The organism is Mycobacterium sp. 852002-51971_SCH5477799-a (genome assembly GCF_001667145.1).
GTDB lineage: Bacteria > Actinomycetota > Actinomycetes > Mycobacteriales > Mycobacteriaceae > Mycobacterium.
This window is the reverse complement of the sequence record NZ_LZIF01000102.1, coordinates 50,140-73,627: the sequence shown is the minus strand read 5'-3', so window position 1 is coordinate 73,627 and position 23,488 is coordinate 50,140. Positions and strand designations below refer to the sequence as shown.

The following is a 23,488-nucleotide window of genomic DNA, read 5'->3' as shown; positions in this document are numbered from 1 at the left end:
GCCGCGTACCTCTACGAACTCCAAACAACAGCAACTGCGACCAGACGCCAAGCCGACTTCTCCCGATGCGGGAATTGTGACGCCGAGATCGATGTGACCGACCTACGCCCAGTTCTGCGCAACCTCAATGATGTTGCGCTGCGGCGGTAAGGACGTCGATCTGGTCGGCGGTCATGGCGACGATCCCCGATGTGAAATCGATTGGGAAATTGTGCCATTGTGCTGCGGCGTCACCCGTATGCGGATGGTTCCATCGTCGTCGGCGTCCACCGGGTAAGCGGTTGCGGCCGCACCGCCGTTGGTTACCTCGCATCCAGTTACCAGGTCGTAGGTGAAGCCGTGCAGCGGGCAGATGACGACCCGGTCATCCGCCAGTCCGTCCGCCAATGGGCCGCCTCGGTGCGGGCACATGGCGTCCAAGGCCCGCAGTGAGCCGTCCCGTAACCGGAACACTGCGACCTGCCGACCTTCGACGGCATAGGCGCGAGCCTCGCCTACCGGGATGTCGTCAATGGGGCCAAGCGGGTAGTGACTCATCGGCCGGGCACCTGCGGCAAGGCGATCAGCGGTAGGGATGTCTGGAATTGGCTGGGCGTGACCGGGTTTTGGCACTTGTCCCACGGGTCATGATATGCATCAACCGATTTCTGCATGTGGGCATCGAGATCGTCGGCAATGCCGTCGCTGTCCTCGACCACGATCTCGCGGATCCGATCGATGCCCACCCGCGGCACGAATGCGTACGTGCGCTCGAGCCAGTTCGCGTTTTCCCGGTAGTACTGCAGGAAACGGCCGGTCAAGGTGATCACCTCGGCAGTGGTGTCGACGGTGGCCAGCAGATCGCCTTTGCGTACATGCGCCCCGGCGGCGCCACCGACATAGATCTGCCAGGCGCCACCCTCGATCGCGACAACGCCGAGGTCCTTGCACAGCGCCTCGGCGCAGTTACGCGGACACCCGGTCACCGCCAGCTTCATCTTGGCGGGGCTGGCCAAGCCCTGATACCGCTCCTCTATCGCGATTCCCAGTGCGGTCGAGTCGCCCAGTCCGTAGCGGCAAAAGTCAGTTCCCACACACGTTTTCACGGTGCGGAAGCTCTTGCCGTACGCGTAACCGGACGGCATCCCGAGGTCGGACCACACTGCAGGGAGGTCCTCTTTGCGCACACCGAGCAGATCGATCCGCTGACCGCCGGTCAGCTTGATCATCGGGATCTCGTACTTGTCGGCGACGTCAGCGATCTTGCGTAGTTGCTCGGAGTTCGTGACCCCGCCCTTGACTTGCGGGATCACCGAGAAGGTGCCGTCTCGCTGGATGTTGGCATGTACTCGGTCGTTGATGAAACGGCTGTCGCGCTCATCCACGAACTCATTACCCCACATCATCTCCAGCAACGAGGCCAGCGCCATCTTCGAGCGAGCATCTTCTTTTCCATTCGGTGCAAGCGCGGCGAACACCGATGACACCGAATGCAATTCGAGCTCTCGCACCAGCCGCATCAGTTCTGGCTTCCCGTACGGGATGGCGGGCACATACCAGCCAGCTGCCGCGTCTTCAGAGACCTCGGCGCCGCCTTCTGATGCGGCCCACTCGACGATCTGGGTAACCAGGCCCTTGCACGATCCGCAGCCCTTGCCGGCGCGGGTCGCGTCCATCACGCCAGCGACCGAGGTCTGCCCGCTGTTGACGCAGCCGACGATGGCGGCCTTGGTCACCCCGTTGCAGTTGCACACCTGCGCGTCATCGGACAACTCGGCCGAACCCGTTGCCACGTCCGGTGTTCCGATGTCGAACATTAGCGCGATCCGTTCCGGCGGCAGCGGAAGTCCCCGGTCAAAGGCTTGCATCAGGAACGCCACCTTGCCGATATCACCGACCAGTGTGGCTCCGATCAGCTTGTCGTCGCGCACCACGACGGTCTTGTAGACACCGCGCTTGGGTTCGCTGAATTGGACGAATTCGTCGTCGTCACGTTCGGGCGCCTTTACCCCCATCGCCGCGACATCCACACCAGCAACTTTGAGTTTGGTCGCCGTGCGTGAACCGTGGTATGCGGCGCGAGGGTTGATGCCGGTCAGGTGGTCGGCGAGCACGGTGGTCTGCTCCCAGAGCGGGGCGACAAGGCCGTAGACCTGTCCGCGGTGCTGCGCGCATTCGCCCACCACGTAGATGTCGTCGTCGTCCACCGACCGCATCTGGTCATCGACGACGATGGCGCGTTCCACGGTGAGACCCGCGCGTTGGGCCAGACCGACGTTGGGTCGGATGCCGGCCGCCATCACCACCATGTCGCAGGTCACGCTGGAGCCGTCGGAGAATTCGATGGCCGAGGGCAGACCGTCCTGGGTGAGCATTCTGGTGGTCTGCTTGCCCGTGCACACCTCGATGCCCAGGGCCTCGACTGATCGGCGCAAGATCGCGCTGGCCTGGTCGTCGAGTTGGGTGTTCATCAGGGTGGGTCCGCCCTGAATGACTGTTGTCTGAAGTCCGCGATTCTGCAGTCCCCTGGCGGCCTCTAAGCCGAGCAGCCCGCCTCCGATGACGACGGCCTTCGATCGGTCTTTGGCGAACTCGATCATGGCGTCGCAGTCGTCGAGTGTCCGGAATCCGAATACACCTCGGGCGAGGGTCTTGTCGTCTTGCCAGATGCCTTCGACCGGCGGGAAGAACGACCTGCTGCCAGTGGCCACAATCAGCTTGTCGTAGTGCACGGTGGTGCCGTCGTCTGCATGCACCAGGTGCGCAAAGGGATCGATGCGCACGACCCGTACACCGGCGCGCAACTCAATGTTGTTGTCCGCGTACCAATCGAGCGGGTTGAGGTAAATCTCACGAGCGTCGTCGGACCCGGCCAGCACGTTGGACAGCAAGATCCGGTTGTAGTTCCCGTACGGTTCGTCACCGAAGACGGTGAGGGCGAACCGCTCGCCACCGCCGCGGGCCAGGATGTCTTCGACCGCTCGCGCGCCTGCCATGCCGTTACCGACCACCACCAGCCGTGCCAGCGTGGCCGGATTGTGGCCGTTTGTTTCGGGTTTGGCCAGTAAACTCATCGTTTCTCCCGCGCGGCTAGATTTCGACCAGGCCGATGTCGATGAACACCGTGCCGTTAACCCCATCGGGGGCGGCGATGAACACCTCGAGAACCGTGTCGGCGATCAGGTCCTCCACCACCCGAAGGGGCACATGCACGGCGTCTTTAGCGCCGATCGGGAAGTACCGCATGGGGGCACCGTCGCGCATCACCACCACCGCGATCAGCTCGTCGGTGCTGTTACCGCCGCGCAGGTAAACCGGCTGGCCTATCGTCCCGGCGGGCACCACGTAACGCAGCGACGAGTCGAGCAAAAACGGTGAATCGTAACCTTTTCCGTCGAACACGAACGCACCCTGCAGGAATCGGGGCTTGCTGTCGTCACCCATGCCTCAGATCTCCTTCCAGACAGTTAGCGTCATCGGCTGTCTTTGGTACATCGACGCGCGATACGGCGACCGCGCAGACCTTGAACGACGGCATCTTTGAATGCGGGTCCAACGCGGGGCTGGTCAGCCGGTTGATGCTGGCTGCACCACCCCAATGAAACGGCGCGAAGACGGTGTCCTGGCGGATACCGGTGACCGTGCGTGCCGTCATAACGACCTCCCCGCGGCGGGTCCGAAGCCGGATCTTGTCCCCGGCTTGCACACCGATGCGCTTGGCCAGCAACGGGTGCAGCTCGGCCACAGGCTCCGGCTGGTCTCCGGCAAGCCGGGCGACCCTTCGGGTTTGCGTGCCGGACTGGTATTGCTGCAGCACACGGCCAGTCGTGAGGTAGTACGGGAATTCATCATCGGGCACTTCGGCGGCGCGAGGTTGCTCGACAGGGTGGAAGTGTGCTCGCCGATCGGGTGTGGGAAAGTCCTCAGCAAACATTCGCGGGGTGTCGGGATAAAGAGGGGACGGGCAGGGCCAGAACACCCCTTTTTCGGCCGCGATCCGCTGATACGTGATCCCCCGGTAGTCGGCTTTGCCGCCGGCGCTGGCGCGGGTCAGCTCGCCGAACACCTCCTCGGGGTCGGCGGAAAACCCGTGTACCCCTAGGCGCTTTGCCAAGTCGGCCGTCACATCGAGATCGCTGCGGACTTCGCCGGGAGCTGTGATTGCCGCCCGCCGCAGAACCACTCGTCCTTCCAGGTTGGTCATCGTCCCTGACTCTTCGGCCCACTGTGTAGTGGGTAACACCACGTCGGCCAGCGCGGCCGTCTCGGATAGGAAGATGTCGGAGACCACCAGGAAGTCGAGGTCGCTGAGCCGCTCGGCGATATGCAGCGAGTTCGGCGCCGACACCGCGATGTTGGATGCCATCACCCACAACGCGTGCACTCCGTTGGGAGTCCCTATACCGGAAAGCATTTCGTACGCTGAGCGCCCAGCCATCGGTAGGTCGTCGGGGTCGATCCCCCAGACCTGCGCGACGTGCGCGCGAGCCGCGGGATCGTCAAGTTTGCGATAGCCCGGCAGCTGATCGCATTTGAGACCGTGCTCGCGACCACCTTGGCCGTTGCCCTGACCGGTAATCGTCGCGTAACCACAGTACGGGCGACCCGGTAACCCCAGCGCCAGAGCAAGATTGATGTAGGCCTGCACCGTGTCGGTTCCCCAGGCGTGCTGCTCTGCACCGCGGGCAGTCAAGATCATCGCGCGCTTGGCACCGGCCAGCAAGCGGGCCGCGGCCACAACGTCGGGTTCAGGCACACCGCAGATACGTTCAACACGGTCCGGCCAGTACAGTCGCACCGCGCGCCGCACCGCCTCGAAGCCCGTTGTTCGCTCGGCGACATATCGCCCGTCCGTAAGCCCCTCGCGGACAACCACGTTGAGCAGACCATTAGCCAACGCAAGATCCGTGCCCGGCACTGGCTGCAGGTGAATCTCGGCGCGGGCCGCCGTACCGGTGCGTCGCGGATCCACGACGATATGCTTGGCGCCGCGGGCACGGCCCTCGTCGAAATACTGCATCGCGGGGGGTTGCGTATCGGCCGGGTTGGCGCCCACGATCAGGATGACGTCGGCCTGCGCGAGATCGGCCAGCGGAAAAGGCATCCCGCGGTCTACTCCGAACGATCGGATCGACGCCGCGGCGGCCGAGGACATGCAGAAGCGCCCGTTGTAATCGATCGCTGATGTCCGCAGTGCCACCCGTGCGAATTTGCCCAACTGGTAGGCCTTCTCATTCGTCAACCCACCGCCGCCAAAACAACCCACCGAGTCTCTGCCATGTTCGCGTTGCGCCCTCTGGAATGCCGCGACAATCCGTTCGAGCGCCTCGTTCCAAGTCGCCGGACGCAACCGTTCGTCACGTCTGTCACGGATCAACGGCCGCGTCAGCCGGTCGGGGTGGCTGAGCAGATCCGCGGCAGTCCAACCCTTAGCACACAAGCCACCGCGGTTGGTCGGAAAGTCACTCTGCGGTGCAAGCGCAACCGAACCCCCGGACACCTCAAGGGTGATCCCGCATTGCAGCGAACAATACGGGCAATGTGTATTCGTCGGCACCGCCGCCATTGGCGATCACCGATCGGCTGATAAGCCGCCGGCCCTTCGGCCGGCTCGCCTGAATGAACCTCCCACTGACGCCTCCCGAGTGCCTCTCTCTTAAGGCCAAGCTACGGTCCGCGTGTTTCAGTGCTATTGCGATCCGTTATCCGGGCCACTACCACGCCCTCACGGCCCACCAGTCGGCGTGGGAGCGCAGGTGACACCGGACGGTGCCGAACGACCACGTTCCCAGCCTGCGGCGAGTCACAGGGCTTCCTCGGAAGAATTCGACAGCCCGCTGCTTCGGGCACGGCCGCCATCGACCACACGGGTGGGCGCACATCAACACCTCCCCGCCAGCGGCGGATCCAACCAACTTTGAGAACATGTTTGCCCGAAAAAGCGGCCCCGGCAGCCGCTTCATGACCACCAGGGTCAAGCGCATCGGCGGCCCCGGCGTCCGGCCCTAACACGCAAACGCCTCGCTGAACTCGCGCCCTCGCCCGGTAGCTTGTCCAGCGCGAACGCTGCTTTTCAAGAGGTTCGACGCAACCGTCGAACGTCGTGTTCGACGCAACCAACGCGATCGGCGGCCTCGGCGACCGATAACGCCGGGTTAAGCAGGACCCGCATCTCGTCAGCAGTGAATGTCGGTTCGACGTCCCAGGGCGCCTCATCCCACCCGGCTTCACTGAAGCCGTAGAATAATTCGTCACGCATAACTATCCTCACGAAAGATGAAGTAGGAGTGAATATTTCGGCGGGCAAGCGTGAAAGAATCAACCCCGACTCTCCGTGAGCTCGTCGCCCTGCCGGAATGATCGCTTGGGTCGATGGTAGCGGTGCCGCAGTCCGATTGCAGTCTTCCCACCGAGGTGAGACAGGATCGATTACTCCTTGTAACCGAGCGCTGCTGCCGTTAACCCAGCGCTACTGCCGCGTTTACAGGTTGCGTCTCGTCGACCAGGCCCTCCGGCCTGGCGCACCATCGCGATGCCATTCAGGCAGAGTTTGATTCCTGGACTTCGAACTCATCGACAACCGTGGCCGGTCATTGCATTTGGCTTTCAGCACCACTCGCGAGCGCGGGCACGAGATGGTCAAGGAAGCGATGTGGGAAGTCGACATCGTAGGGTCAACCGCATCCCCCGCTCGCAACAAAAGCTGCCATTGACCAATGTCACCATTTGGTGTTGACTGCGTTGTATGACGGACGGCGTTCCGGCTCGCGGGTCGTTGCGATCCCGCGGCGCGGCAGCGGTAAGTACGTACACCCTTCGGCCGATCACCAGCATGATCCCGCCCGAACGGGCTTGGGGTCTGTGGTTATCGCGCCAGATCGTCGCCCGGATCATGGGGACGTTCGGGCCCTCGCTCGCTGGTACCCGTGTCGACTCGGTGGACGTCTGGCTCCCCGACGGCCGGCGTGTCAAGGGCGAATGGGTCTATGGACCGCGAACACCGACAAGCGAGACTGAACGGTCCTCAATCAGCGATGGTGCGATCTACTATGTCCACGGCAGCGGATACGCCGTGTGTTCGCCAAAGACGCACCGGCGGTTGACATCCTGGCTATCGGCCCTGACCGGCCTCCCGGTGTTCTGCATCGATTACCGACTTGCACCGCGTCATCGCTTCCCCACCGCGGCCGACGACGTCCGCGCGGGCTGGGATTGGCTGGTCAACAGCTGCGGCGTGCCACCGAAACAGATTGTGATCGCCGGAGATTCGGCAGGCGGTCACCTGTCGGTGGACTTGCTGCTGCACCCGGAGGTAGAGCACCCCGCCGCCATGGTGCTGTTGTCTCCCCTGTACGACCTCACGTTCGAACTGGCACTGGCTCGTGAGCGCATTCGTCCCGATCCCGCCACCCGCGCTGCGAACGCGGTCCGCCTCGTCGGGCTTTACCACACCGGCATCGAGCTGACCCATGAACGGCTCACGCTCGACGTCGCCGGCGGCCGCGCGCTCCCTCCGACTCTGATCCAGGCGGGCGGAGCCGAGATGCTGCAGGAGGATGCGCGCCAGCTCGCCGCCGACATCCGCACCGCCGGTGGCAGATGCGAGCTGCAGATCTGGCCGCACCAGGTGCACGTTTTTCAGGCGTTGCCGCGCATGACACCGGAGGCCGCTAAGGCCATGGCGTACGTCGCGCGATTCATCGCTCATGCCCTGCAGGATGCGCGCGCCGTCACAGAGGAGGTCCACTGACCATGTCCGGCCCCCTGGACAGACTGCTCGACCGGTCGAAAACCAGTCGCGGCGCCTCGGCGGTGGTGACCGGCGCCGGAAGCGGCATCGGTGCCGCTTTCGCCCTCGAACTGGGCAAGCGCAGCGGCGCGGTGGTGTGCAGTGACATAGACGAGGCGGCCGCGCAGCGGACGGCCGACACGATCACGGAGCGCGGCGCGAAGGCCGTTGCAATCCGTTGCGACGTATCGCGATTCGAGGACGTACAAACGTTGGCCGAACAGTCGCAGTCCTGGTTCGCGGCGTCACCCACTCTGGTGATCAACAACGCCGGCGTCGGCGCGGGCGGTGCCGCCATCGGCGAAGCGCCGCTGGACGACTGGCTGTGGACCTTGGGCATCAACCTGTGGGGTCCCATTCACGGCTGCCACGTGTTCACGCCGATCCTGCGCGAGGCCGAACCGACGCACGCGCCGCGGGGCATCATCAACGTGGCCTCGGCGGCGGCATTCGGTGCGGCGCCTGGCATGGCCGCCTATAACGTCAGCAAGGCCGGTGTGCTCTCACTCTCGGAGACCCTCGCCGCCGAGTTGGCCGGCACCCCAGTGCGAGTCACCGTGTTGTGCCCGACCTTCGTCAAGACCAACATCCTCGAGTCCGGCCGCATTAGTGAGCAATCCAGCGAGCTGGCTGGAAAACTGATGCGCTGGACCGGATTATCCGCCGAAAAGGTCGCACGCGCCTGCTTGGACGCCCACGACCGCGGTGAGCTGTATTGCATGCCGCAGTTCGACGCGAAGATCGGCTGGAACATCAAACGCCTGGCCCCACAGACCTATACGCGTGCGGCCGGCCTGATTTCCCGAATCAACCTACCCTGATCACCGACGCAAAGGAGCGCTTGATGACCATCGACATGGAAGCCATGCTCGCCAAAATCAAGGATCGACAGTGGGCGCTCGCCGATATCGATTGGAATGCACCGGGTGCCGACACGATCAGCGATGAACAGCGGCCACAGCTCAAGGCGTTTATGGCCGACCTGTGCTGGATTGAGAACATCGGCGCCAGGGGCTTCGCGGCACTGGCGAAGAAGGCGCCCACACCGACCATCGCCGAGATCTACCGCTACTTCCACGCCGAGGAACAGCGCCACGCCAACGCTGAACTGGCGCTGATGAAGCGCTGGGGCATGCTCACCGACGGCGAGATCCCCGAGCCGAACGTGAACATCCGACTGGCGATCGACTGGTTGGACCGCTGGGCCGACGACATGCCGCTGTCTCTGCTCGGCACCGTCATTCCGATGCTCGAAGTCGCACTGGACGGCGCCCTGTTGAAATTCCTCCTCGACGAGGTGCACGACCCCGTATGCCACCAGGTTTTCGAGAAAATCAACAACGACGAATCACGCCATCTGGTCGTCGATTTCGAAGTGCTCGACATGATCGGACACGCGAAGATCCGACGACTGTTGATCGACTTCATCGGTCACAATGCCACTCCGGGTCTCATCATCGGTGCGATCATGGGCGCCCCGCTGATCAACAGGATCCGCAACGAAATCATCGCCATGGGTATGGAGCCAGAACGGCTTTACCGGGCTGTGAAACGCTTCAAAGAGCTTGGTGATCGCGGGGCACGTACCAAGCGGGTACCGACGTATCGTTTCCTGCGACGCTACGCCGGAGTGGTCACGAATCCACGCCACCCGTACCACTTGCTGGCGAATTCGATGGTGTGGCTTTCCGACCGATATCCGCGGCCCCTGCTTCCGTCGGTACCGACTTGGGTTGGCGAACTCACCCACGAGCCGGCGGCGTGACCATGGCGAACAACCGTGCCCATGCGGCGCTCATCATCGGGGCCGGCTTCACCGGGCTGGGGGCGGCAATCCGCCTGGCCGAAGCCGGCGTCGACGACATCGTCATGCTCGAGCGCGCCGACCGGGTCGGCGGAACTTGGCGCGACACAACGTATCCGGGCGCCAGCTGCGACGTCCCGTCGCTGCTGTACTCATACTCGTTCGTCAAGAACCCGACGTGGTCGCGCACCTATTCGCCCGCACCGGAGATCTGCCGGCATCTCGAGGACATGGCGAACAGGTTCGACATCCGCAGCCGAATCAAGTTCGGCCACGAAGTCAAGGACCTGACCTTCGACGAGGAAGCCGGCGTCTGGACGGCCTCCACCACGAACCGCAAGAAGTTTCGCGCCCGCACTGTCGTGCTGGCCTCCGGACCGCTGTCCGACGTCAGCTTCCCCGACATCCGCGGCCTGGACAGCTACCGTGGACACAAGATCCACAGCGCACGCTGGGACCATGATTACGACTTCACCGGCAAGCGCGTCGCGGTCATCGGAACCGGCGCCAGCGCCATCCAGATCATCCCCGAGCTGGTCCAGCAGGCCGGGTTCGTGAAGGTATTTCAGCGCACGCCGTGCTGGGTGCTGCCACGACTGGACGTCGCCACCCCGCCGGCGGTGCAATCCCTATTCACCAAAGTCCCTGCCACCCAACAGCTTGCGCGCCAGGCGCTGTATTGGGGCCACGAAGCCAGCGCCACGGCGCTGGTCTGGGACACGCCGCTGACGTCGCTGGTTGCCCGGCTCGGGCGAGTGCACCTGTGCGCTCAGGTGAAAGATCCATGGTTACGGCGTCAGCTGACGCCCGACTTCCGGCCGGGGTGTAAGCGCATGCTGGTCTCCAGCGACTATTACCCCGCGCTGCAACGCGACAACTGCAAGCTCATCGACTGGCCCATCGCCACGCTGAGCCCGGCCGGCATTCGCACCAGCGACGGCATCGAACACCACCTCGATTGCATCGTGTTCGCCACCGGTTACGACGTGCACCTGACCGGTCCACCCTTCCCGGTCACCGGACTCGGCGGCCGTTCGCTGGCCGCCGAATGGGCCAGCGGCGCACAGGCTTACAAGAGCATCAACGTTCACGGCTATCCCAACCTGTTCGTCATGACCGGTCCCAACTCCGGTCCCGGACACAATTCCCTGTTGGTTTACATCGAAGGCCAGTTGGACTACGCGGTGCGCGGGATCACGGCCGTCCTCAACAACGACCTGCGTTACCTCGATGTGCGCGAAGAGGTACAGCGCCGCCACAACGAGGGCCTGCAACGCCGGCTCACGAGGACGACTTGGATGTCGGGCTGCCGCAGTTGGTACCTCACCAAGGACGGATTCAACGGGTCGATGTACCCCGGCTTCGCCACGCAGTATCTTCGCCAGATGAGGGATTTCCGGTACGAGGACTATCGGGCGGTGGCACATCACGCCAAGACCCAGGCCATCGCGTCGGCCTGAGATGCCGCTCTGACATGGCAACCGAACGCGCCACGCGGCCCGAACCCGGCACCATCGCCAGTGTGCTGCACAACGTGCGGCGCGCACCGAAGCGGGTTCGGCGCCAATCGCGGGAATACCGCCAACTCATCGAGGGGGCGGTGTCACAGCTCTTCGATGCGGCCGCCCGGCATCCACACGGCACGGCGAACTCCGGCGAATACCGGATCGACGAGCTGGCCCGGCTGGCCGGTACCACCACCCGCAACATCCGCGTCTACCGCGATCGCGGACTACTGCCGCCTCCACTGCGGGTGGGCCGAATCGCGTTGTTCAACGACACCCACCTGACCCGGCTGCGGCTCATCACCTCGATGCTCGACCGCGGTTACAACATCGCACACGTGCGAGAAATGCTCAGCGCGTGGGAGGAAGGCAAGAACCTCGGCGACGTGCTGGGCCTCGAAACCGCCATCGTCGGCACCTGGACCACCGAAAAGCCGGAAACGATGACGCTGGCCGACGCCCAGCGACTGGTCGACGATGCCGACGCGTTCGAGCGCCTGGTGGCACTGCAGGTGATCCGTATCGATGGGACGCAAGCCACCATCACCCGACCGAAACTCATCGAAGCCTTCAACGAAATCCGCGACTACGGCGTCGAACTCGACAAGCTCATCGACCTCCACGAGCAGATCGTCCCGGAGATCGACAAGATCAGCGACATGCTGGTGCGTGCCGGAGCCGAACACGTGCTGGATCGCATCAAGCCCGGCGAACCGCTGCCGCCGGACGCCGAAATCGCCGAGCTGATCACCATGCTGGTGCGCTTCCGAACGCAAGCGGTGGCGACCGTCACCGCCACGCTCGCCTCTTCGATCGAGTCCAGTATCGAATCGCTCGTTGGCCGCATATTGGCCGACTACCTGGAATCGAGCGCTTCGGCCTGATCCAGGGAAACAGGCGGCAGAAATAGCGATCAAAACCTATTGGCGCGCAATCAGGTACGGCGCGAGCGTGGACAGCTTTTCGCAGGTCTCTTCGAACTCACGGTCGGGTGTGGACTCTTCGATGATGCCCGCGCCGGCCCGCAGCCAAGTCTTGCCGTCGCGTTCGTAGGCGGCCCGCAGCGTCAGCGCCGCATCGAGTCCGCCGTCGGCTGAAATCATTACTACCGCACCCGAATACAACCCGCGAGGCCCCTCGTCTAGGCGCATGATCGCTTCAACCCCATTCGCTTTCGGAATGCCCGACGCGGTGACGGCCGGAAATAGCGCTTCGAGCGCATCCATCCGGTCATATCCCGTACCCAGCCGACCGCTGACCGTGGAGCCGAGGTGCTGCACGCTTCCCCGTTCCCGCACCGTCATGAAATCGGTGACGACGGCGGTGCCTGGCTCGGCGATCTCGGCCATTTCGCCCAGCGAGCTTCGCACAGAAATCGCATGCTCGACAATTTCTTTGGAATTCGACTCCAAGTCTTCGCGGGCTTGACGGTCTCGGACCTGGCCACGGCCCAGCGCGCGGGTGCCCGCCAGCGGTTCGGTCACCACGAGACCGTCGTGCCGGACGGCCGCGACCAGTTCGGGGCTATACCCCACGGCGCGAATGCCGCCCAGCCACAGCAGGAACGATCTCACCGGGGTGTTGTGTCGACGGGCCAGCCGATAGGTGGACGGGAAATCCAGCGCGAAAGGCACTTCAAGAGAACGGGAAAGGATCACCTTGTGGTAGCGGCCCGCGGCGATCTCACCGACGGCCGACGCCACGCGATCGGGATAGTCGGACGGGTCAGCGACCACGTCAACCGCCGAGGCCTCGCGCACGTCGGGCACACCGGTTCCCAAGACGTCCAGGACTTCGTCCCGATCGCCCGCCGATGTACCGAACAGCCGGACTTCGTCCCGCGTCACCACGATGCGGCCATGCGGCCAAAACACCCGGGCCAGTGCGGTTCCCGGTGCCAGGCGCTGCTGCAGCCCGTAGCGGTACACGCCGAACTCAAAGGCGATCCAGCCAAAGAGCTGCTCGGTTTCCAGGAGCAGCCGATCGATGGCTTCACCGAGGACCGGCCCGGGCCTGCCCGACCACGGTTGACTTCGGGTCACGCCGTCGCGGCTCACCCGCAGCTCGTCGCTGTCCAGCTCGATCATCGCGCGCACACCCGTCGCCAGCACCCATTCACCGCCGCGCTCGTAGAGCAGATACTCGTCCCCGGCGCGCTCGGACAGCCTTACGACCAGCTCGGCCGCCAGGTCGGCCGGCTCGATACCCATGGGGAGCGGAATCGACGGCGACTCGGAGCCGGCGGAACTCGTCTCGACGCTGACCTCGGTCACGGTTAGTAAATGTAGCCTAACCTATGTAGTCACGCGCAACCATCCCGACGAACGGTGCACTCGATCCCCGCATCCAGCTGAAACTCCCGCGGAGTCAACGCGCCCAAGCCGGCGCAATCACGCGGAATGTTTCCCAACGTTTACGTCGCGGCCGCACAACGACCAACTCCGGCAGCCAGACTCTTGCTGACGGCGCGCTGATCCCGTATTTGCTCCACAGTAAAGACACAGCAGTTTCGCACCAAACTCGTGGCATCACCGGTGCGGATGCAGAACCTGATTTCGCAATGAAAATCCTACCTTCAGCAGCTGTTTTGCCCCTGGCGCCCGGCTTGTGAAGCGTCGGCTTCCCTGTGTGTTTTCAAGTGGCGGCGAGCCAGTGCCGGGGATAAGTTCTTGACGGTCGTCGGGATGTTTCATGGTTGCTCCGCTTGCGGACGGCGCTTCCCCAGATCAGCGCGCTAACCAACGGAGGCATCGATGCTGCAAGAGTTCTGGCACAACTTCACCCATAACTTGTTCAAACCGCTCCTGCTGTTCTTTTACTTCGGGTTCCTGATTCCCATTCTCAAGGTGCGGTTCGAATTTCCTTACGTCATCTATCAGGGACTGACCATGTACCTGTTGCTGGCCATCGGCTGGCATGGCGGGGAAGAACTCGCACAGGTCAGTGCGTCGAGCGTCGGGCCCATCGTCGGCTTCATGGTCCTGGGCTTCGTGCTGAACTGTCTGATCGGCGGCCTGGCCTACCTAGGTCTCAGCCGCCTCAAATCCCTTCGGAAAGTCGACCGCGCGACCATCGCCGGCTACTACGGATCGGACTCGGCGGGAACCTTTGCCACCTGCGTGGCCGTGCTGGCCGCGGTGAACGTCGCTTTCAATGCCTACATGCCGGTGATGCTGGCGGTGATGGAGATCCCGGGCTGCCTGGTGGCGCTGTATTTCGTTGCCCGACTGCGTCATCGGGGCATGGACTCCGCCGGCTACATGCCCGACGAGGGCGGCTACACGCCACCCGTCAAGGTCGGGGTCGGACCCGGTACCGCCGCGCGTCCTCCGCAGGGCCAGAGTCTCGAGAGCCAGGAGGAAGCCGCCATCAAGGAGGAGCTGGAGCTCTCGCTCGAAAAGCTGGACCACCCGGATTGGCAACCGGACCCGAGGCCCGCGCGCACCGCGCACAAGAGGGCGGCCATTTTCTCCAGGGAACTCTTCCAGGAGGTCTTCCTCAATCCCGGCCTTGTCCTGTTGATGGGCGGCATCATCATCGGCCTCGTCAGTGGGTTGCAGGGCCAGAAGGTCGTCGCCGACGACGACAAATTCTTCGTGCTGGCCTTCCAGGGTGTGCTGTGTCTGTTCCTGCTGGAAATGGGAATGACGGCGTCGCGCAAGCTGAAGGACCTTCGCACCGCCGGTCCCGGTTTCATCGTATTCGGCCTGGTGGCGCCGAATGTCTTTGCGACACTGGGCATCATCGTTGCCTGCAGCTACGCATCACTGACACACACCGACTTCAAGACCGGAACCTATGTGTTGTTCGCTGTGCTGTGTGGTGCAGCTTCTTACATCGCCGTCCCCGCGGTGCAGCGGCTGGCGATCCCCGAGGCGAGCCCGACCCTGCCGCTGGCCGCGTCTCTGGGCCTGACGTTCTCCTACAACGTCACCGTGGGGATCCCGCTCTACATCGAGATCGCCCGCGCCTTCGAGCATTGGTTCGGCGTCTGATCGTGCCGACAACGCCGCTATCCCAACAGCGTTCGCACCACCCCGTCGGCCAATAGCCGTCCGCGCGGAGTCAGGACAAGACTGTCTCCCTCGGGCACCAATAACCCGTCGGCAATAACGCCCCGAGCGCGGTCGCGCTCGGCAACGCTCAACAGATCAGCTGGAAGCCCCTGGCGCAGCCGGGTTTTCAGCAGCACGTCCTCGGTGTGCAAGGCGTCGGCATCAAGCTGCTCGAACCCGGCCGCCGGCAGCGCCGCGGCGCTCAACCTCTCCGCGTAAGCGTTGGGGTGCTTGACATTCCACCAGCGAGTCGCACCGACGTACCCGTGCGCACCCGGCCCCGCGCCCCACCACTGGCCACCATCCCAGTAACCGAGATTGTGCCGGCACTCACCGCCGGGCCGCGACCAGTTGGACACCTCGTACCAGGACAAGCCCGCCTGCGACAGCCGCGCATCGACCAATTCGTAGCGATGGGCCAACACGTCGTCATCGGGTGCGGCTAGTTCACCGCGTCGCACTCGCCGGGCCAGCGCGGTGCCTGCCTCAACCACCAGCGCGTAGGCGGACACGTGATCCACACCGGTCTCGATGGCGGTGTCGACCGAGCACAACAGGTCGTCGTCGGACTCCCCCGGAGTTCCGTAGATCAAATCGAGGCTGACGTGTTCGAAGCCGGCAGCCAACGCCTCGCGCGCCGAGGCCGCGGACCTGTTCGGCGTGTGGATGCGGTCGAGGACACCCAGCACCTTCGGCGCCACTGACTGCATCCCCAGTGATACCCGGGTATAGCCGGCAGCTCGGATGGCGTCGAAGAAATCAGGCCATGCCGACTCGGGGTTGGCCTCGGTGGTGACCTCGGCATCGGGGGCCAGCGTGAAATGCTGGCGCACCATGCCTAGCAGCGTCGCCATCCGCGGCCCCCCGAGCAGCGAGGGCGTCCCACCACCGACGAAGACGGTGTTCACCGGCGGCGCCTGCAACCTCGCGGCGGCCAGTTCCAGTTCCGACCCCAGCGCGTTGAGCCAGGCATCCGGATTGACGCCACCCAGCTCGGCCGGAGTGTAGGTGTTGAAATCGCAGTAGCCGCAACGCGTTATGCAAAAGGGCACGTGCACGTAGATGCCAAACGGCTGGCCGGCGACCACCCCGAAGTCGGGCAGGTCGACCGGTTCCTCACGAATGGCCATGCCAAATGATCCCACGACAAACGGGACGGCCCCGGGTCGTCGATTCGGCCGCGACGCCCGCTCGCGCACAGCGAGGGTCCCGCTGCACCGTATATGGGTTTGCGAGTGCGATTTACCGGAATTGCCCGGTATTTTTAATCACCGTGAGCCGAGATTTGACCTGCTCGCATGGCTCTTCGGCAGTCATGGCACAATGGTGGCGTGACTGTCGCCCAGCCCAGCCCGCACGTGGTGCTCGTGGCGCGACGGCACATTGACCTCAAGCGCGTTTGCAGCTGTATCTGTCTGCCTTGACGTGGTAGACCCAGCCCCCTGTGTCTCCAGCTGGCCGAGGTTCCGCGCCGCCCAAAAGTGCCGGTGAACTGTGCTGGCCGCGCTGGCGATCTTGTTGAAGGAGAGAACTTCCGATGACCACCGCCCGACCCGCGAAGCCCCGTAACGAGGGCCAATGGGCACTGGGAAATCGTGAGCCGCTGAATCCGAACGAAGAGATGAAGCAGGCCGGCGCCCCGCTGGACGTCCGGGAGCGCATCGAGACCATCTACGCGCGCGACGGCTTCGACAGCATCGACAAGAGCGACCTGCGAGGGCGCTTCCGCTGGTGGGGCCTGTACACCCAGCGCGAACAGGGCTACGACGGCACGTTCACCGGCGACGACAACGCGGAGTTGCTCGAAGCCAAGTACTTCATGATGCGGGTGCGCTGCGACGGCGGCGCGCTCTCGGCGGCCGCGCTGCGCACCGTGGGCCAGATTTCCACCGAATTCGCCCGCGACACCGCCGACGTCACCGACCGCGAGAATGTGCAGTACCACTGGATCGAGGTGGAGAACGTCCCCGAAATCTGGCGGCGGCTGGCCGAGGTCGGGCTGCAGACCGCCGAAGCCTGCGGTGACTGCCCCCGTGTGATCTTGGGCTCACCGCTGGCCGGGGAGTCGCTCGACGAGGTGCTCGACCCCAGCTGGGCGATCGAGGAGATCGCGCGCCGCTATATCGGTCAGCCCGACTTCGCCGACCTGCCGCGCAAGTACAAGACTGCGATCTCGGGCCTGCAGGACGTGGTGCACGAGGTCAATGACATCGCGTTCATCGGCGTCAACCACCCCGAGCATGGCCCCGGGCTGGACCTGTGGGTCGGTGGCGGGTTGTCGACCAACCCGATGCTGGCCCAGCGGGTGGGCGCCTGGGTGCCGCTCGAAGAGGTGCCCGAGGTGTGGAACGCGGTGACCTCGATCTTCCGCGATTACGGCTACCGACGGCTGCGGTCCAAGGCGCGGCTGAAGTTCCTCATCAAGGACTGGGGCGTCGAGAAATTCCGCGAAGTCCTGGAAACCGAATACCTCAAGCGTCCGCTGATCGACGGCCCGGCTCCCGAGCCGCTGAAGCGCCCGATCGACCACGTGGGCGTGCAGCGGCTCAAGAACGGACTCAACGCGGTGGGCGTCGCCTCGATCGCGGGACGGGTGTCGGGCACCATCCTCACCGCCGTGGCCGACCTCGCCGAGCGGGCCGGCTCGGACCGGATCCGGCTCACCCCCTACCAGAAGCTGGTCATCCTCGACGTGCCCGACGACAAGCTCGACGAGTTGATCGCCGGCCTCGAGGCGCTCGGCCTGCACACTCAGCCATCACATTGGCGCCGGAATGTGATGGCTTGCACAGGGATTGAGTTCTGCAAGCTTTCATTTGCCGAAACCCGGGTCAAGGCGCAGTCTTTGGTGCCCGACCTGGAACGCCGCCTTGCGGACGTCAACGAGCAACTCGACGTGCCGATCACCGTCAACCTCAACGGCTGTCCCAATTCATGCGCGCGCATTCAGGTCGCCGACATTGGACTGAAGGGTCAGATGGTCGACGACGGACAGGGCGGCTCGGTCGAGGCTTTCCAGGTTCATTTGGGCGGCAGCCTGGGCCTGGACAGCGGATTCGGTCGAAAGTTGCGTCAGCACAAGGTCACCAGCGACGAGCTCGGCGACTACATCGAGCGGGTCACACGCAACTTCCTGAAATATCGCGGCGAGGGTGAACGTTTCGCACAGTGGGCTATGAGGGCAGACGAGGACGATTTGCGATGAGCGAACGAACAACCAGACTCCCGGAAGCCGAACTGCGCGCGCTTGCCGCCCGCGGAGCGGCCGAGCTGGAGGGCGCCAGCGCCGCGGACGTGTTGCGGTGGACCGATAAAACATTCGGCGGCGTCAACGGGCCGCGCGGCTGGGCCACCTGCAACTACGTGGTGGCCTCCAGCATGCAGGAGGCCGTGTTGATCGATCTGGCGGCGAAGGCGCGCCCGGGTGTGCCGGTAGTGTTCCTGGACACCGGTTATCACTTCGTGGAAACCATCGGCACCCGGGACGCGATCGAGTCCGTGTATGACATCCGGGTGCTCAATGTCACTCCAGAGCAGAGCGTCGCCGAGCAGGACAAACTGTTGGGCAAGGACCTTTTTTCGCGCGACCCGGGAGAATGCTGCCGGTTGCGCAAGGTCGAGCCGCTCGGCAAGACGCTGCGCGGATACTCGGCGTGGGTGACCGGGCTGCGCCGGTCGGAGACGGCTACGCGCGCCAACGCGCCGGTGGTGGGGTTCGACGAGGGCTTCAAGCTGGTGAAAGTCAACCCGATGGCGACGTGGACCGACGAAGACGTGCAGAACTACATCGACGATCACGGTGTTCTGGTCAATCCGCTTATCTACGAAGGATATTCATCGATCGGCTGCGAGCCCTGCACGGCGAAGCCGCTGGCGGGCGCCGACCCGCGCAGCGGACGCTGGCAGGGGCGGGCCAAGACGGAATGCGGATTGCACGCCTCTTAGCGACGGCGCTAACTGACGAACCCGGCCGTCAGGCCGACGTCAACGTGTTTTCGTCCTCGTCGGCCCCGTCCGCGCGTCCGGCGTCGGTTGAATGCAGGGCGATCGGCGGAACGCGGGTGGCACGTACGTAGACGGTGTCGCCTTCGCGCAGGGCCAGCGCCTCGGCGTCGCCGCGGGTGATCTGGGCGGTGAAGAAGCCGCCGGTGGCGGCGCTGGTCAGCTCGACCCGTACCTCGAATCCCAGCGTGACCACCCGTTCGACGACGGCGCGCACCACACCGACGGAATCGGCGGTGCCGTCCCCGCCGGCGATCGCCATCTGGGGGTTGCGCCCCACCCGGATGTCGTGCGGGCGCACCAGGGTGCCGTTCAGGGTGGACACCGCACCGAGGAACGACATCACGAACGCGTTCGCTGGGGTGTCATAGACGTCGGTAGGGGAACCGATCTGCTCGATGCGGCCCTGGTTGAGCACCGCGATGCGGTCGGCGACGTCCAATGCCTCGGCCTGGTCGTGGGTGACCAGCACCGTGGTCACGTGCACCTCGTCGTGCAGGCGCCGCAGCCACGCTCGCAGATCCTCACGCACCTTGGCGTCCAGCGCGCCGAACGGCTCGTCGAGCAGCAGCACCTGCGGATCGACGGCCAGCGCCCGCGCCAATGCCATCCGCTGCCGTTGACCGCCGGACAGCTGGTTGGGGTAGCGGGCCGCAAGCCCGCTCAGGCCCACCACCTCCAGCAGATTGTCGACTTTCGCCTTGACCTCGGCTTTGGGCCGCTTGCGGACCTTGAGCCCATAGGCCACGTTGTCGCGGACAGTCAAGTGCTTGAACGCCGCATAGTGCTGAAACACGAAGCCGATGCCCCGGCGCTGCGGTGGCACCCGCGTCACGTCACGGCCGTAGATCGTGACGGTTCCGGTGTCGGGTTGGTCGAGGCCCGCGATGGCACGCAGCAGGGTCGATTTGCCCGACCCACTGGGACCCAGCAACGCCGTCAGCGAGCCGGTGGGCACCACGAAGTCCACATGGTCCAGGGCGACGTAATCGCCATAGCGTTTGTTGGCGTCGCGCACAATGATGGCAAGGTCGTCGCGGTTGGCGCCGTCGTCGGTCACGGTCATTCCCCTCGTCAGGCCTGTCTGGCCGCTCGTGCGCGGCGCGCGTCGAGCACCACCTGGAAAACCAACACCAGCACGGCAACTCCCATCAGCAGCGTGGACAGCGCATAGGCGCCGTACTCCGCGCCCCGGTTGTAGCGGTCGGAGACGAGCAATGTCAGTGTCTGCGACTTCCCGGGCAGGTTCGACGACACCATGAGCACGGCGCCGTATTCCCCCAGGGTACGTGCGATCGTCAACACGATGCCGTAGGTCAGACCCCACCGGATGGACGGCAAGGTGATCCGCCAGAAGGTCTGCCACCAGCCCGAACCCAGGGTGGCCGCCGCCTCCTCCTGGTCGGTTCCCAGCTCGTGCAGCACCGGCTCCACTTCGCGAACCACGAAAGGAAGCGTGACGAAGATGCTGGCAAGCACAATTCCCGGCAGGCCGAAGATGATCTTGAACCCTAGGTCCTGCTCCACGAAACCGAGCGCACCGGCCGACCCCCACAAAACGATCAACGCGACGCCCACGATAACGGGCGAGACGGCGAACGGAAGGTCGATGACGGCCTGCAGCACGCCCTTGCCACGAAACCTGTTGCGCGCGAGCACCAATGCCGTGGGAATACCAAAGACAACGTTGAGGGGCACCACGATGGCCACCACCAGCAGCGTCAGATTCAGCGCCGATATCGCGGCGGGGGTGCTCACCCAGGCGTAGAACTGGCCGAGCCCAGGTTCAAATGTCCGCCACAGGATCAGCGCGACCGGGACGACCAGCAGAACGAAAATGTATCCGAGCGCGATGAACCGCAGCCAATAGCGCACTCCCGCAGACGATGTCATGCGGACAGCTCCTCACGCTTGGCCGCGTGCCCGCCCACGATTCGCAGGATGAGCAGCACGACAAACGAAATGGCCAACAGCACAATCGATATTGCGGCCGCGCCGGTGCGGTCGTCGTTTTCGATCAGGGTGCGTATCCACTGCGATGACACTTCGGTCTTGCCCGGCACCGCACCCCCGATGAGCACCACGGATCCGAACTCGCCGATCGCCCGTGAGAACGCCAGGCCCGCACCGGATAACAACGCGGGCAGCAGCGACGGCAGCACCACGGAGGTGAAGATCTTCGGGCCGCTGGCACCCAGCGACGCCGCGGCCTCCTCGGTTTCACGATCCAATTCCAGGAGCACCGGCTGGACGGCGCGCACCACGAACGGCAACGTTACGAAGGCCAGCGCCACCGTCACACCCCATGACGTGTGCTGCAGATGCAGGCCGATGGGGCTGTGGTTGCCGTACAACGCCAGCATCACCAGGCTGGCGACGATCGTGGGCAACGCGAACGGCAGATCGATGATCGCGTCGACCAGCCGCTTGCCCGGAAAGTCATCACGCACCAGCACCCACGCGATCACCAGGCCGAAAACCAAGTTGAGCACCGTGACCCCGGCCGAGATCGTCAGGGTCACCCGGAACGACTGGACCGCGGCATTCGAGGAGACGGCCAGCCAGAACGCGTGCCAGCCGCCACCGGCGGATTGCCAGGCGATTGCCGCCAGCGGCAGCAGGACGATCACCGACAGCCACACCGTGGCCGCTCCGACCCGAAGGGCGGTGGTCCCGCGGCCGCTTCCGCCCAGCGGTCCCGGTGGTGCGTTACCGCTGAGCTCGGGCCGGATCGCCAGCGGGTCCGGCGTGATGGCCGTCATCCGGTGGCATTCGTGTAGATCTTGGTGATGCTGCCGGTGGTCTTGTCGAAGAGCTGCGGGTCCGCCGTGGCCCAACCACCGAGGTCGGCGATGGTCCACAGTTTCGCCGGTACCGGGTACTGGCTTCGGAAATCGGCGGCGACGGCCGGATCGACCGGACGGAAACCGGCCTGCGCCCAAACCTTTTGGGCCGCGGCCGTGTATTGGAAGTTCTTGAAGGCGACCGCGGCATCCAGGTGCGGGCTGGTGTTGACCACGGCCACCGGATTGTCGATCTTGAAGGTCTGCGGCAAATTGATGTGTTCGACCGGCTTTCCTGCCCGCTCGGTGGCGATCGCCTCGTTCTCGTAGCTGATCAACACATCACCGCTGCCCTGGACGAAGACATCGGTGGCTTCCCGCCCCGATCCGGGGCGCAGTTTGACGTGTTCGGTCACCAACTTCTTGATGAAATCCACTCCCGCATCACTATGGGCGCCGCCTTCACTCTTGACCGCGTACGGCGCGAGCAGATTCCACTTGGCCGACCCAGAACTCAGGGGGCTGGGGGTGATGACCTCGACACCAGGCCGCAACAGGTCATCCCAATCCTTGATGTTCTTCGGATTGCCCTTTCGCACCACGAGGGTGACCACCGAACCGAACGGAATTCCCTTGGTGGCGTCGACATTCCAGTCCTTGGAAACCTTGCCGGCCTTCACCAGACGAGCGATGTCGGGTTCGACGGAGAAATTCACGACGTCGGCCGGCTTGCCGTCGACGACGCCGCGGGACTGGTCACCGGATGCCCCATAGGAGGTGACGACTTGCACGTCCTTGCCCTCATCGGAGGCATTGAACGCCGGAATTATCTTGCTCCACCCCGGTTCTGGGACCGAGTACGCGACCAGGGTGATGCTGGTGCGCGCGTTGGCCAGCCCACCGCCACCGACGGCATCACTGGCACCGCCGTGGCAGCCGGCGATGACGCCGGCTATCAAAGCAAGGGCGAGGACGGGCCGCCACTGTGTTGCGGTCCTGATGTCCATTGAGGGCCTTCCGATGCAAAAACGTAGGGGATTCGGTCCCGATTCTGCGGATAGGCATAGAACTTGAGGAGAATTCGAAAACTCCAGACCAGACCGCGCACGGGGTTGGGAGTCAGCGACAACAATGCACGAAGGCATAGCAGCCCGGAAAGCCGATTGCCACGCGCATGGCGGGAAGCCTAACAGGAATTGACGTTGCCGCCAGCGCAACGGGGGGCGGGCAAACGCGCCATGCCCACTAGTGGTGGTGCATCAGGTGGGTTGCCAACCACGTGACGAGAACCAGCGCCACCAGGATGGCGAGAACCAGCGTCACGTGCGATCGAGGCATGGGCGTTACTCAGGAGTCCCGTCGGCGTGGCGGGCACGGCGCATCAGCTCGATGCCCCTACCGAGCAGGCCATCCAACACGCCCGCCGCGGCATAGGCCACCGCGAGCACGATCGGCATCACCACCATGGCCTGCAATACGAAAGGCAGCCCCGAAAGCCAAAGCTCGTTGCCGTCCCACCAATTGAGGAACGCGTTCACGCGGCCCACCCTATTCGGCCTGGCCGCCGAAAA

Annotated in this window: 21 protein-coding genes; 9 read left to right on the top strand and 12 right to left on the bottom strand. The window is 64.4% G+C overall.

The window, feature by feature from the left end:
• Positions 1 to 171 precede the first annotated feature (171 nt).
• The 5 genes from A5753_RS14695 to A5753_RS24880 form a co-directional block, all read right to left on the bottom strand.
• Positions 172 to 537 (bottom strand): Rieske (2Fe-2S) protein, encoded by a 366-nt coding sequence (locus tag A5753_RS14695; protein ID WP_067129188.1) that lies wholly within the window; start codon positions 535 to 537, stop codon positions 172 to 174.
• Positions 534 to 3,053, bottom strand: coding sequence for a nitrite reductase large subunit NirB (nirB, locus tag A5753_RS14690; protein ID WP_067129185.1), 2,520 nt, complete (start codon positions 3,051 to 3,053; stop codon positions 534 to 536). Before nirB ends, A5753_RS14695 begins: the two co-directional genes overlap by 4 nt.
• Positions 3,054 to 3,069: 16 nt before the next feature.
• A complete protein-coding gene (locus A5753_RS14685) occupies positions 3,070 to 3,423 on the bottom strand; it encodes a molybdopterin oxidoreductase (protein WP_067129182.1) in 354 nt (117 codons plus the stop codon).
• Positions 3,416 to 5,545 carry a molybdopterin oxidoreductase family protein gene (locus A5753_RS14680; RefSeq protein ID WP_067129179.1) on the bottom strand — a complete coding sequence of 710 codons (2,130 nt, stop codon included), beginning with the start codon at positions 5,543 to 5,545 and terminating at the stop codon, positions 3,416 to 3,418. Before A5753_RS14680 ends, A5753_RS14685 begins: the two co-directional genes overlap by 8 nt.
• A gap of 507 nt (positions 5,546 to 6,052) precedes the next feature.
• A complete protein-coding gene (locus A5753_RS24880) occupies positions 6,053 to 6,238 on the bottom strand; it encodes a hypothetical protein (protein WP_067129176.1) in 186 nt (61 codons plus the stop codon).
• Between the two features lie 486 nt (positions 6,239 to 6,724).
• Here A5753_RS24880 and A5753_RS14670 point away from each other — a divergent pair, with 486 nt between their 5' ends.
• The 5 genes from A5753_RS14670 to A5753_RS14650 are packed head-to-tail and all read left to right on the top strand — an operon-like array spanning position 6,725 to position 11,961.
• Positions 6,725 to 7,729 (top strand): alpha/beta hydrolase, encoded by a 1,005-nt coding sequence (locus A5753_RS14670; RefSeq protein WP_156656109.1) that lies wholly within the window; start codon positions 6,725 to 6,727, stop codon positions 7,727 to 7,729.
• Between the two features lie 2 nt (positions 7,730 to 7,731).
• The gene (locus A5753_RS14665) at positions 7,732 to 8,589 is read left to right on the top strand and encodes an SDR family oxidoreductase (protein ID WP_067129171.1); all 858 of its coding nucleotides are present in this window, start codon (positions 7,732 to 7,734) and stop codon (positions 8,587 to 8,589) included.
• A gap of 23 nt (positions 8,590 to 8,612) precedes the next feature.
• On the top strand, positions 8,613 to 9,533 hold the full coding sequence (locus A5753_RS14660; protein ID WP_067129168.1) for a reductase: 921 nt from the start codon (positions 8,613 to 8,615) through the stop codon (positions 9,531 to 9,533).
• Between the two features lie 2 nt (positions 9,534 to 9,535).
• Positions 9,536 to 11,032 carry a flavin-containing monooxygenase gene (locus A5753_RS14655; protein WP_369829320.1) on the top strand — a complete coding sequence of 499 codons (1,497 nt, stop codon included), beginning with the start codon at positions 9,536 to 9,538 and terminating at the stop codon, positions 11,030 to 11,032.
• A 14-nt stretch (positions 11,033 to 11,046) separates the two neighbouring features.
• Positions 11,047 to 11,961, top strand: a complete 915-nt coding sequence (locus tag A5753_RS14650; RefSeq protein WP_067129161.1) for a MerR family transcriptional regulator — start codon at positions 11,047 to 11,049, stop codon at positions 11,959 to 11,961.
• 36 nt (positions 11,962 to 11,997) lie between these two features.
• Here A5753_RS14650 and A5753_RS14645 read toward each other — a convergent pair whose 3' ends face one another.
• Positions 11,998 to 13,350, bottom strand: coding sequence for a salicylate synthase (locus A5753_RS14645; RefSeq protein ID WP_067129158.1), 1,353 nt, complete (start codon positions 13,348 to 13,350; stop codon positions 11,998 to 12,000).
• Positions 13,351 to 13,830: 480 nt separating this feature from the next.
• Here A5753_RS14645 and A5753_RS14640 point away from each other — a divergent pair, with 480 nt between their 5' ends.
• On the top strand, positions 13,831 to 15,072 hold the full coding sequence (locus tag A5753_RS14640; RefSeq protein WP_067129155.1) for a sodium-dependent bicarbonate transport family permease: 1,242 nt from the start codon (positions 13,831 to 13,833) through the stop codon (positions 15,070 to 15,072).
• 17 nt (positions 15,073 to 15,089) lie between these two features.
• On the opposite strand, the gene hemW is transcribed toward A5753_RS14640, so the two are convergent.
• Complete coding sequence (gene hemW, locus A5753_RS14635) at positions 15,090 to 16,262, bottom strand: radical SAM family heme chaperone HemW (protein WP_067129152.1); 1,173 nt, start codon at positions 16,260 to 16,262, stop codon at positions 15,090 to 15,092.
• A 168-nt stretch (positions 16,263 to 16,430) separates the two neighbouring features.
• On the opposite strand from hemW, the gene A5753_RS25205 reads away from it, so the two are divergent.
• The 3 genes from A5753_RS25205 (at position 16,431) to A5753_RS14625 (ending at position 19,077) form a co-directional block, all read left to right on the top strand.
• Positions 16,431 to 16,556 carry an Ms4527A family Cys-rich leader peptide gene (locus A5753_RS25205; protein WP_369829319.1) on the top strand — a complete coding sequence of 42 codons (126 nt, stop codon included), beginning with the start codon at positions 16,431 to 16,433 and terminating at the stop codon, positions 16,554 to 16,556.
• Positions 16,557 to 16,669: 113 nt separating this feature from the next.
• Entirely contained in the window at positions 16,670 to 18,337 is a 1,668-nt protein-coding gene (locus tag A5753_RS14630; RefSeq protein WP_067129149.1) for a nitrite/sulfite reductase, read from the top strand.
• Complete coding sequence (locus tag A5753_RS14625) at positions 18,334 to 19,077, top strand: phosphoadenylyl-sulfate reductase (protein ID WP_067129146.1); 744 nt, start codon at positions 18,334 to 18,336, stop codon at positions 19,075 to 19,077. The genes A5753_RS14630 and A5753_RS14625 overlap by 4 nt, the downstream gene beginning before the upstream one ends.
• 28 nt (positions 19,078 to 19,105) lie before the next feature.
• Here the strand turns inward: A5753_RS14625 and A5753_RS14620 are convergent, their stop codons facing one another.
• The 5 genes from A5753_RS14620 to A5753_RS14600 form a co-directional block, all read right to left on the bottom strand.
• Positions 19,106 to 20,200, bottom strand: a complete 1,095-nt coding sequence (locus A5753_RS14620) for a sulfate/molybdate ABC transporter ATP-binding protein (protein WP_156656108.1) — start codon at positions 20,198 to 20,200, stop codon at positions 19,106 to 19,108.
• An 8-nt stretch (positions 20,201 to 20,208) separates the two neighbouring features.
• Positions 20,209 to 21,027 carry a sulfate ABC transporter permease subunit CysW gene (gene cysW / locus A5753_RS14615; RefSeq protein ID WP_067129143.1) on the bottom strand — a complete coding sequence of 273 codons (819 nt, stop codon included), beginning with the start codon at positions 21,025 to 21,027 and terminating at the stop codon, positions 20,209 to 20,211.
• Positions 21,024 to 21,896: a sulfate ABC transporter permease subunit CysT gene (cysT, locus tag A5753_RS14610; RefSeq protein WP_067129140.1), complete on the bottom strand. Its 873-nt coding sequence runs from the start codon at positions 21,894 to 21,896 to the stop codon at positions 21,024 to 21,026. Before cysT ends, cysW begins: the two co-directional genes overlap by 4 nt.
• Positions 21,893 to 22,924 carry a sulfate ABC transporter substrate-binding protein gene (locus A5753_RS14605; protein ID WP_067129137.1) on the bottom strand — a complete coding sequence of 344 codons (1,032 nt, stop codon included), beginning with the start codon at positions 22,922 to 22,924 and terminating at the stop codon, positions 21,893 to 21,895. The genes cysT and A5753_RS14605 overlap by 4 nt, the downstream gene beginning before the upstream one ends.
• 336 nt (positions 22,925 to 23,260) lie before the next feature.
• On the bottom strand, positions 23,261 to 23,455 hold the full coding sequence (locus tag A5753_RS14600; RefSeq protein WP_067129135.1) for a hypothetical protein: 195 nt from the start codon (positions 23,453 to 23,455) through the stop codon (positions 23,261 to 23,263).
• Positions 23,456 to 23,488 lie beyond the last annotated feature (33 nt).

What these genes read in the sequence shown, in the direction of transcription:
- A5753_RS14695 (WP_067129188.1), bottom strand. Translation starts at nt 537, where the DNA reads ATGAGTCACTACCCGCTTGGCCCCATTGACGACATCCCGGTAGGCGAG.
- nirB (WP_067129185.1), bottom strand. Translation starts at nt 3,053, where the DNA reads ATGAGTTTACTGGCCAAACCCGAAACAAACGGCCACAATCCGGCCACG.
- A5753_RS14685 (WP_067129182.1), bottom strand. Translation starts at nt 3,423, where the DNA reads ATGGGTGACGACAGCAAGCCCCGATTCCTGCAGGGTGCGTTCGTGTTC.
- A5753_RS14680 (WP_067129179.1), bottom strand. Translation starts at nt 5,545, where the DNA reads ATGGCGGCGGTGCCGACGAATACACATTGCCCGTATTGTTCGCTGCAA.
- A5753_RS24880 (WP_067129176.1), bottom strand. Translation starts at nt 6,238, where the DNA reads ATGCGTGACGAATTATTCTACGGCTTCAGTGAAGCCGGGTGGGATGAG.
- A5753_RS14670 (WP_156656109.1), top strand. Translation starts at nt 6,725, where the DNA reads ATGACGGACGGCGTTCCGGCTCGCGGGTCGTTGCGATCCCGCGGCGCG.
- A5753_RS14665 (WP_067129171.1), top strand. Translation starts at nt 7,732, where the DNA reads ATGTCCGGCCCCCTGGACAGACTGCTCGACCGGTCGAAAACCAGTCGC.
- A5753_RS14660 (WP_067129168.1), top strand. Translation starts at nt 8,613, where the DNA reads ATGACCATCGACATGGAAGCCATGCTCGCCAAAATCAAGGATCGACAG.
- A5753_RS14655 (WP_369829320.1), top strand. Translation starts at nt 9,536, where the DNA reads ATGGCGAACAACCGTGCCCATGCGGCGCTCATCATCGGGGCCGGCTTC.
- A5753_RS14650 (WP_067129161.1), top strand. Translation starts at nt 11,047, where the DNA reads ATGGCAACCGAACGCGCCACGCGGCCCGAACCCGGCACCATCGCCAGT.
- A5753_RS14640 (WP_067129155.1), top strand. Translation starts at nt 13,831, where the DNA reads ATGCTGCAAGAGTTCTGGCACAACTTCACCCATAACTTGTTCAAACCG.
- hemW (WP_067129152.1), bottom strand. Translation starts at nt 16,262, where the DNA reads ATGGCCATTCGTGAGGAACCGGTCGACCTGCCCGACTTCGGGGTGGTC.
- A5753_RS25205 (WP_369829319.1), top strand. Translation starts at nt 16,431, where the DNA reads ATGGCTCTTCGGCAGTCATGGCACAATGGTGGCGTGACTGTCGCCCAG.
- A5753_RS14630 (WP_067129149.1), top strand. Translation starts at nt 16,670, where the DNA reads ATGACCACCGCCCGACCCGCGAAGCCCCGTAACGAGGGCCAATGGGCA.
- A5753_RS14625 (WP_067129146.1), top strand. Translation starts at nt 18,334, where the DNA reads ATGAGCGAACGAACAACCAGACTCCCGGAAGCCGAACTGCGCGCGCTT.
- A5753_RS14620 (WP_156656108.1), bottom strand. Translation starts at nt 20,200, where the DNA reads ATGACCGTGACCGACGACGGCGCCAACCGCGACGACCTTGCCATCATT.
- cysW (WP_067129143.1), bottom strand. Translation starts at nt 21,027, where the DNA reads ATGACATCGTCTGCGGGAGTGCGCTATTGGCTGCGGTTCATCGCGCTC.
- cysT (WP_067129140.1), bottom strand. Translation starts at nt 21,896, where the DNA reads ATGACGGCCATCACGCCGGACCCGCTGGCGATCCGGCCCGAGCTCAGC.
- A5753_RS14605 (WP_067129137.1), bottom strand. Translation starts at nt 22,924, where the DNA reads ATGGACATCAGGACCGCAACACAGTGGCGGCCCGTCCTCGCCCTTGCT.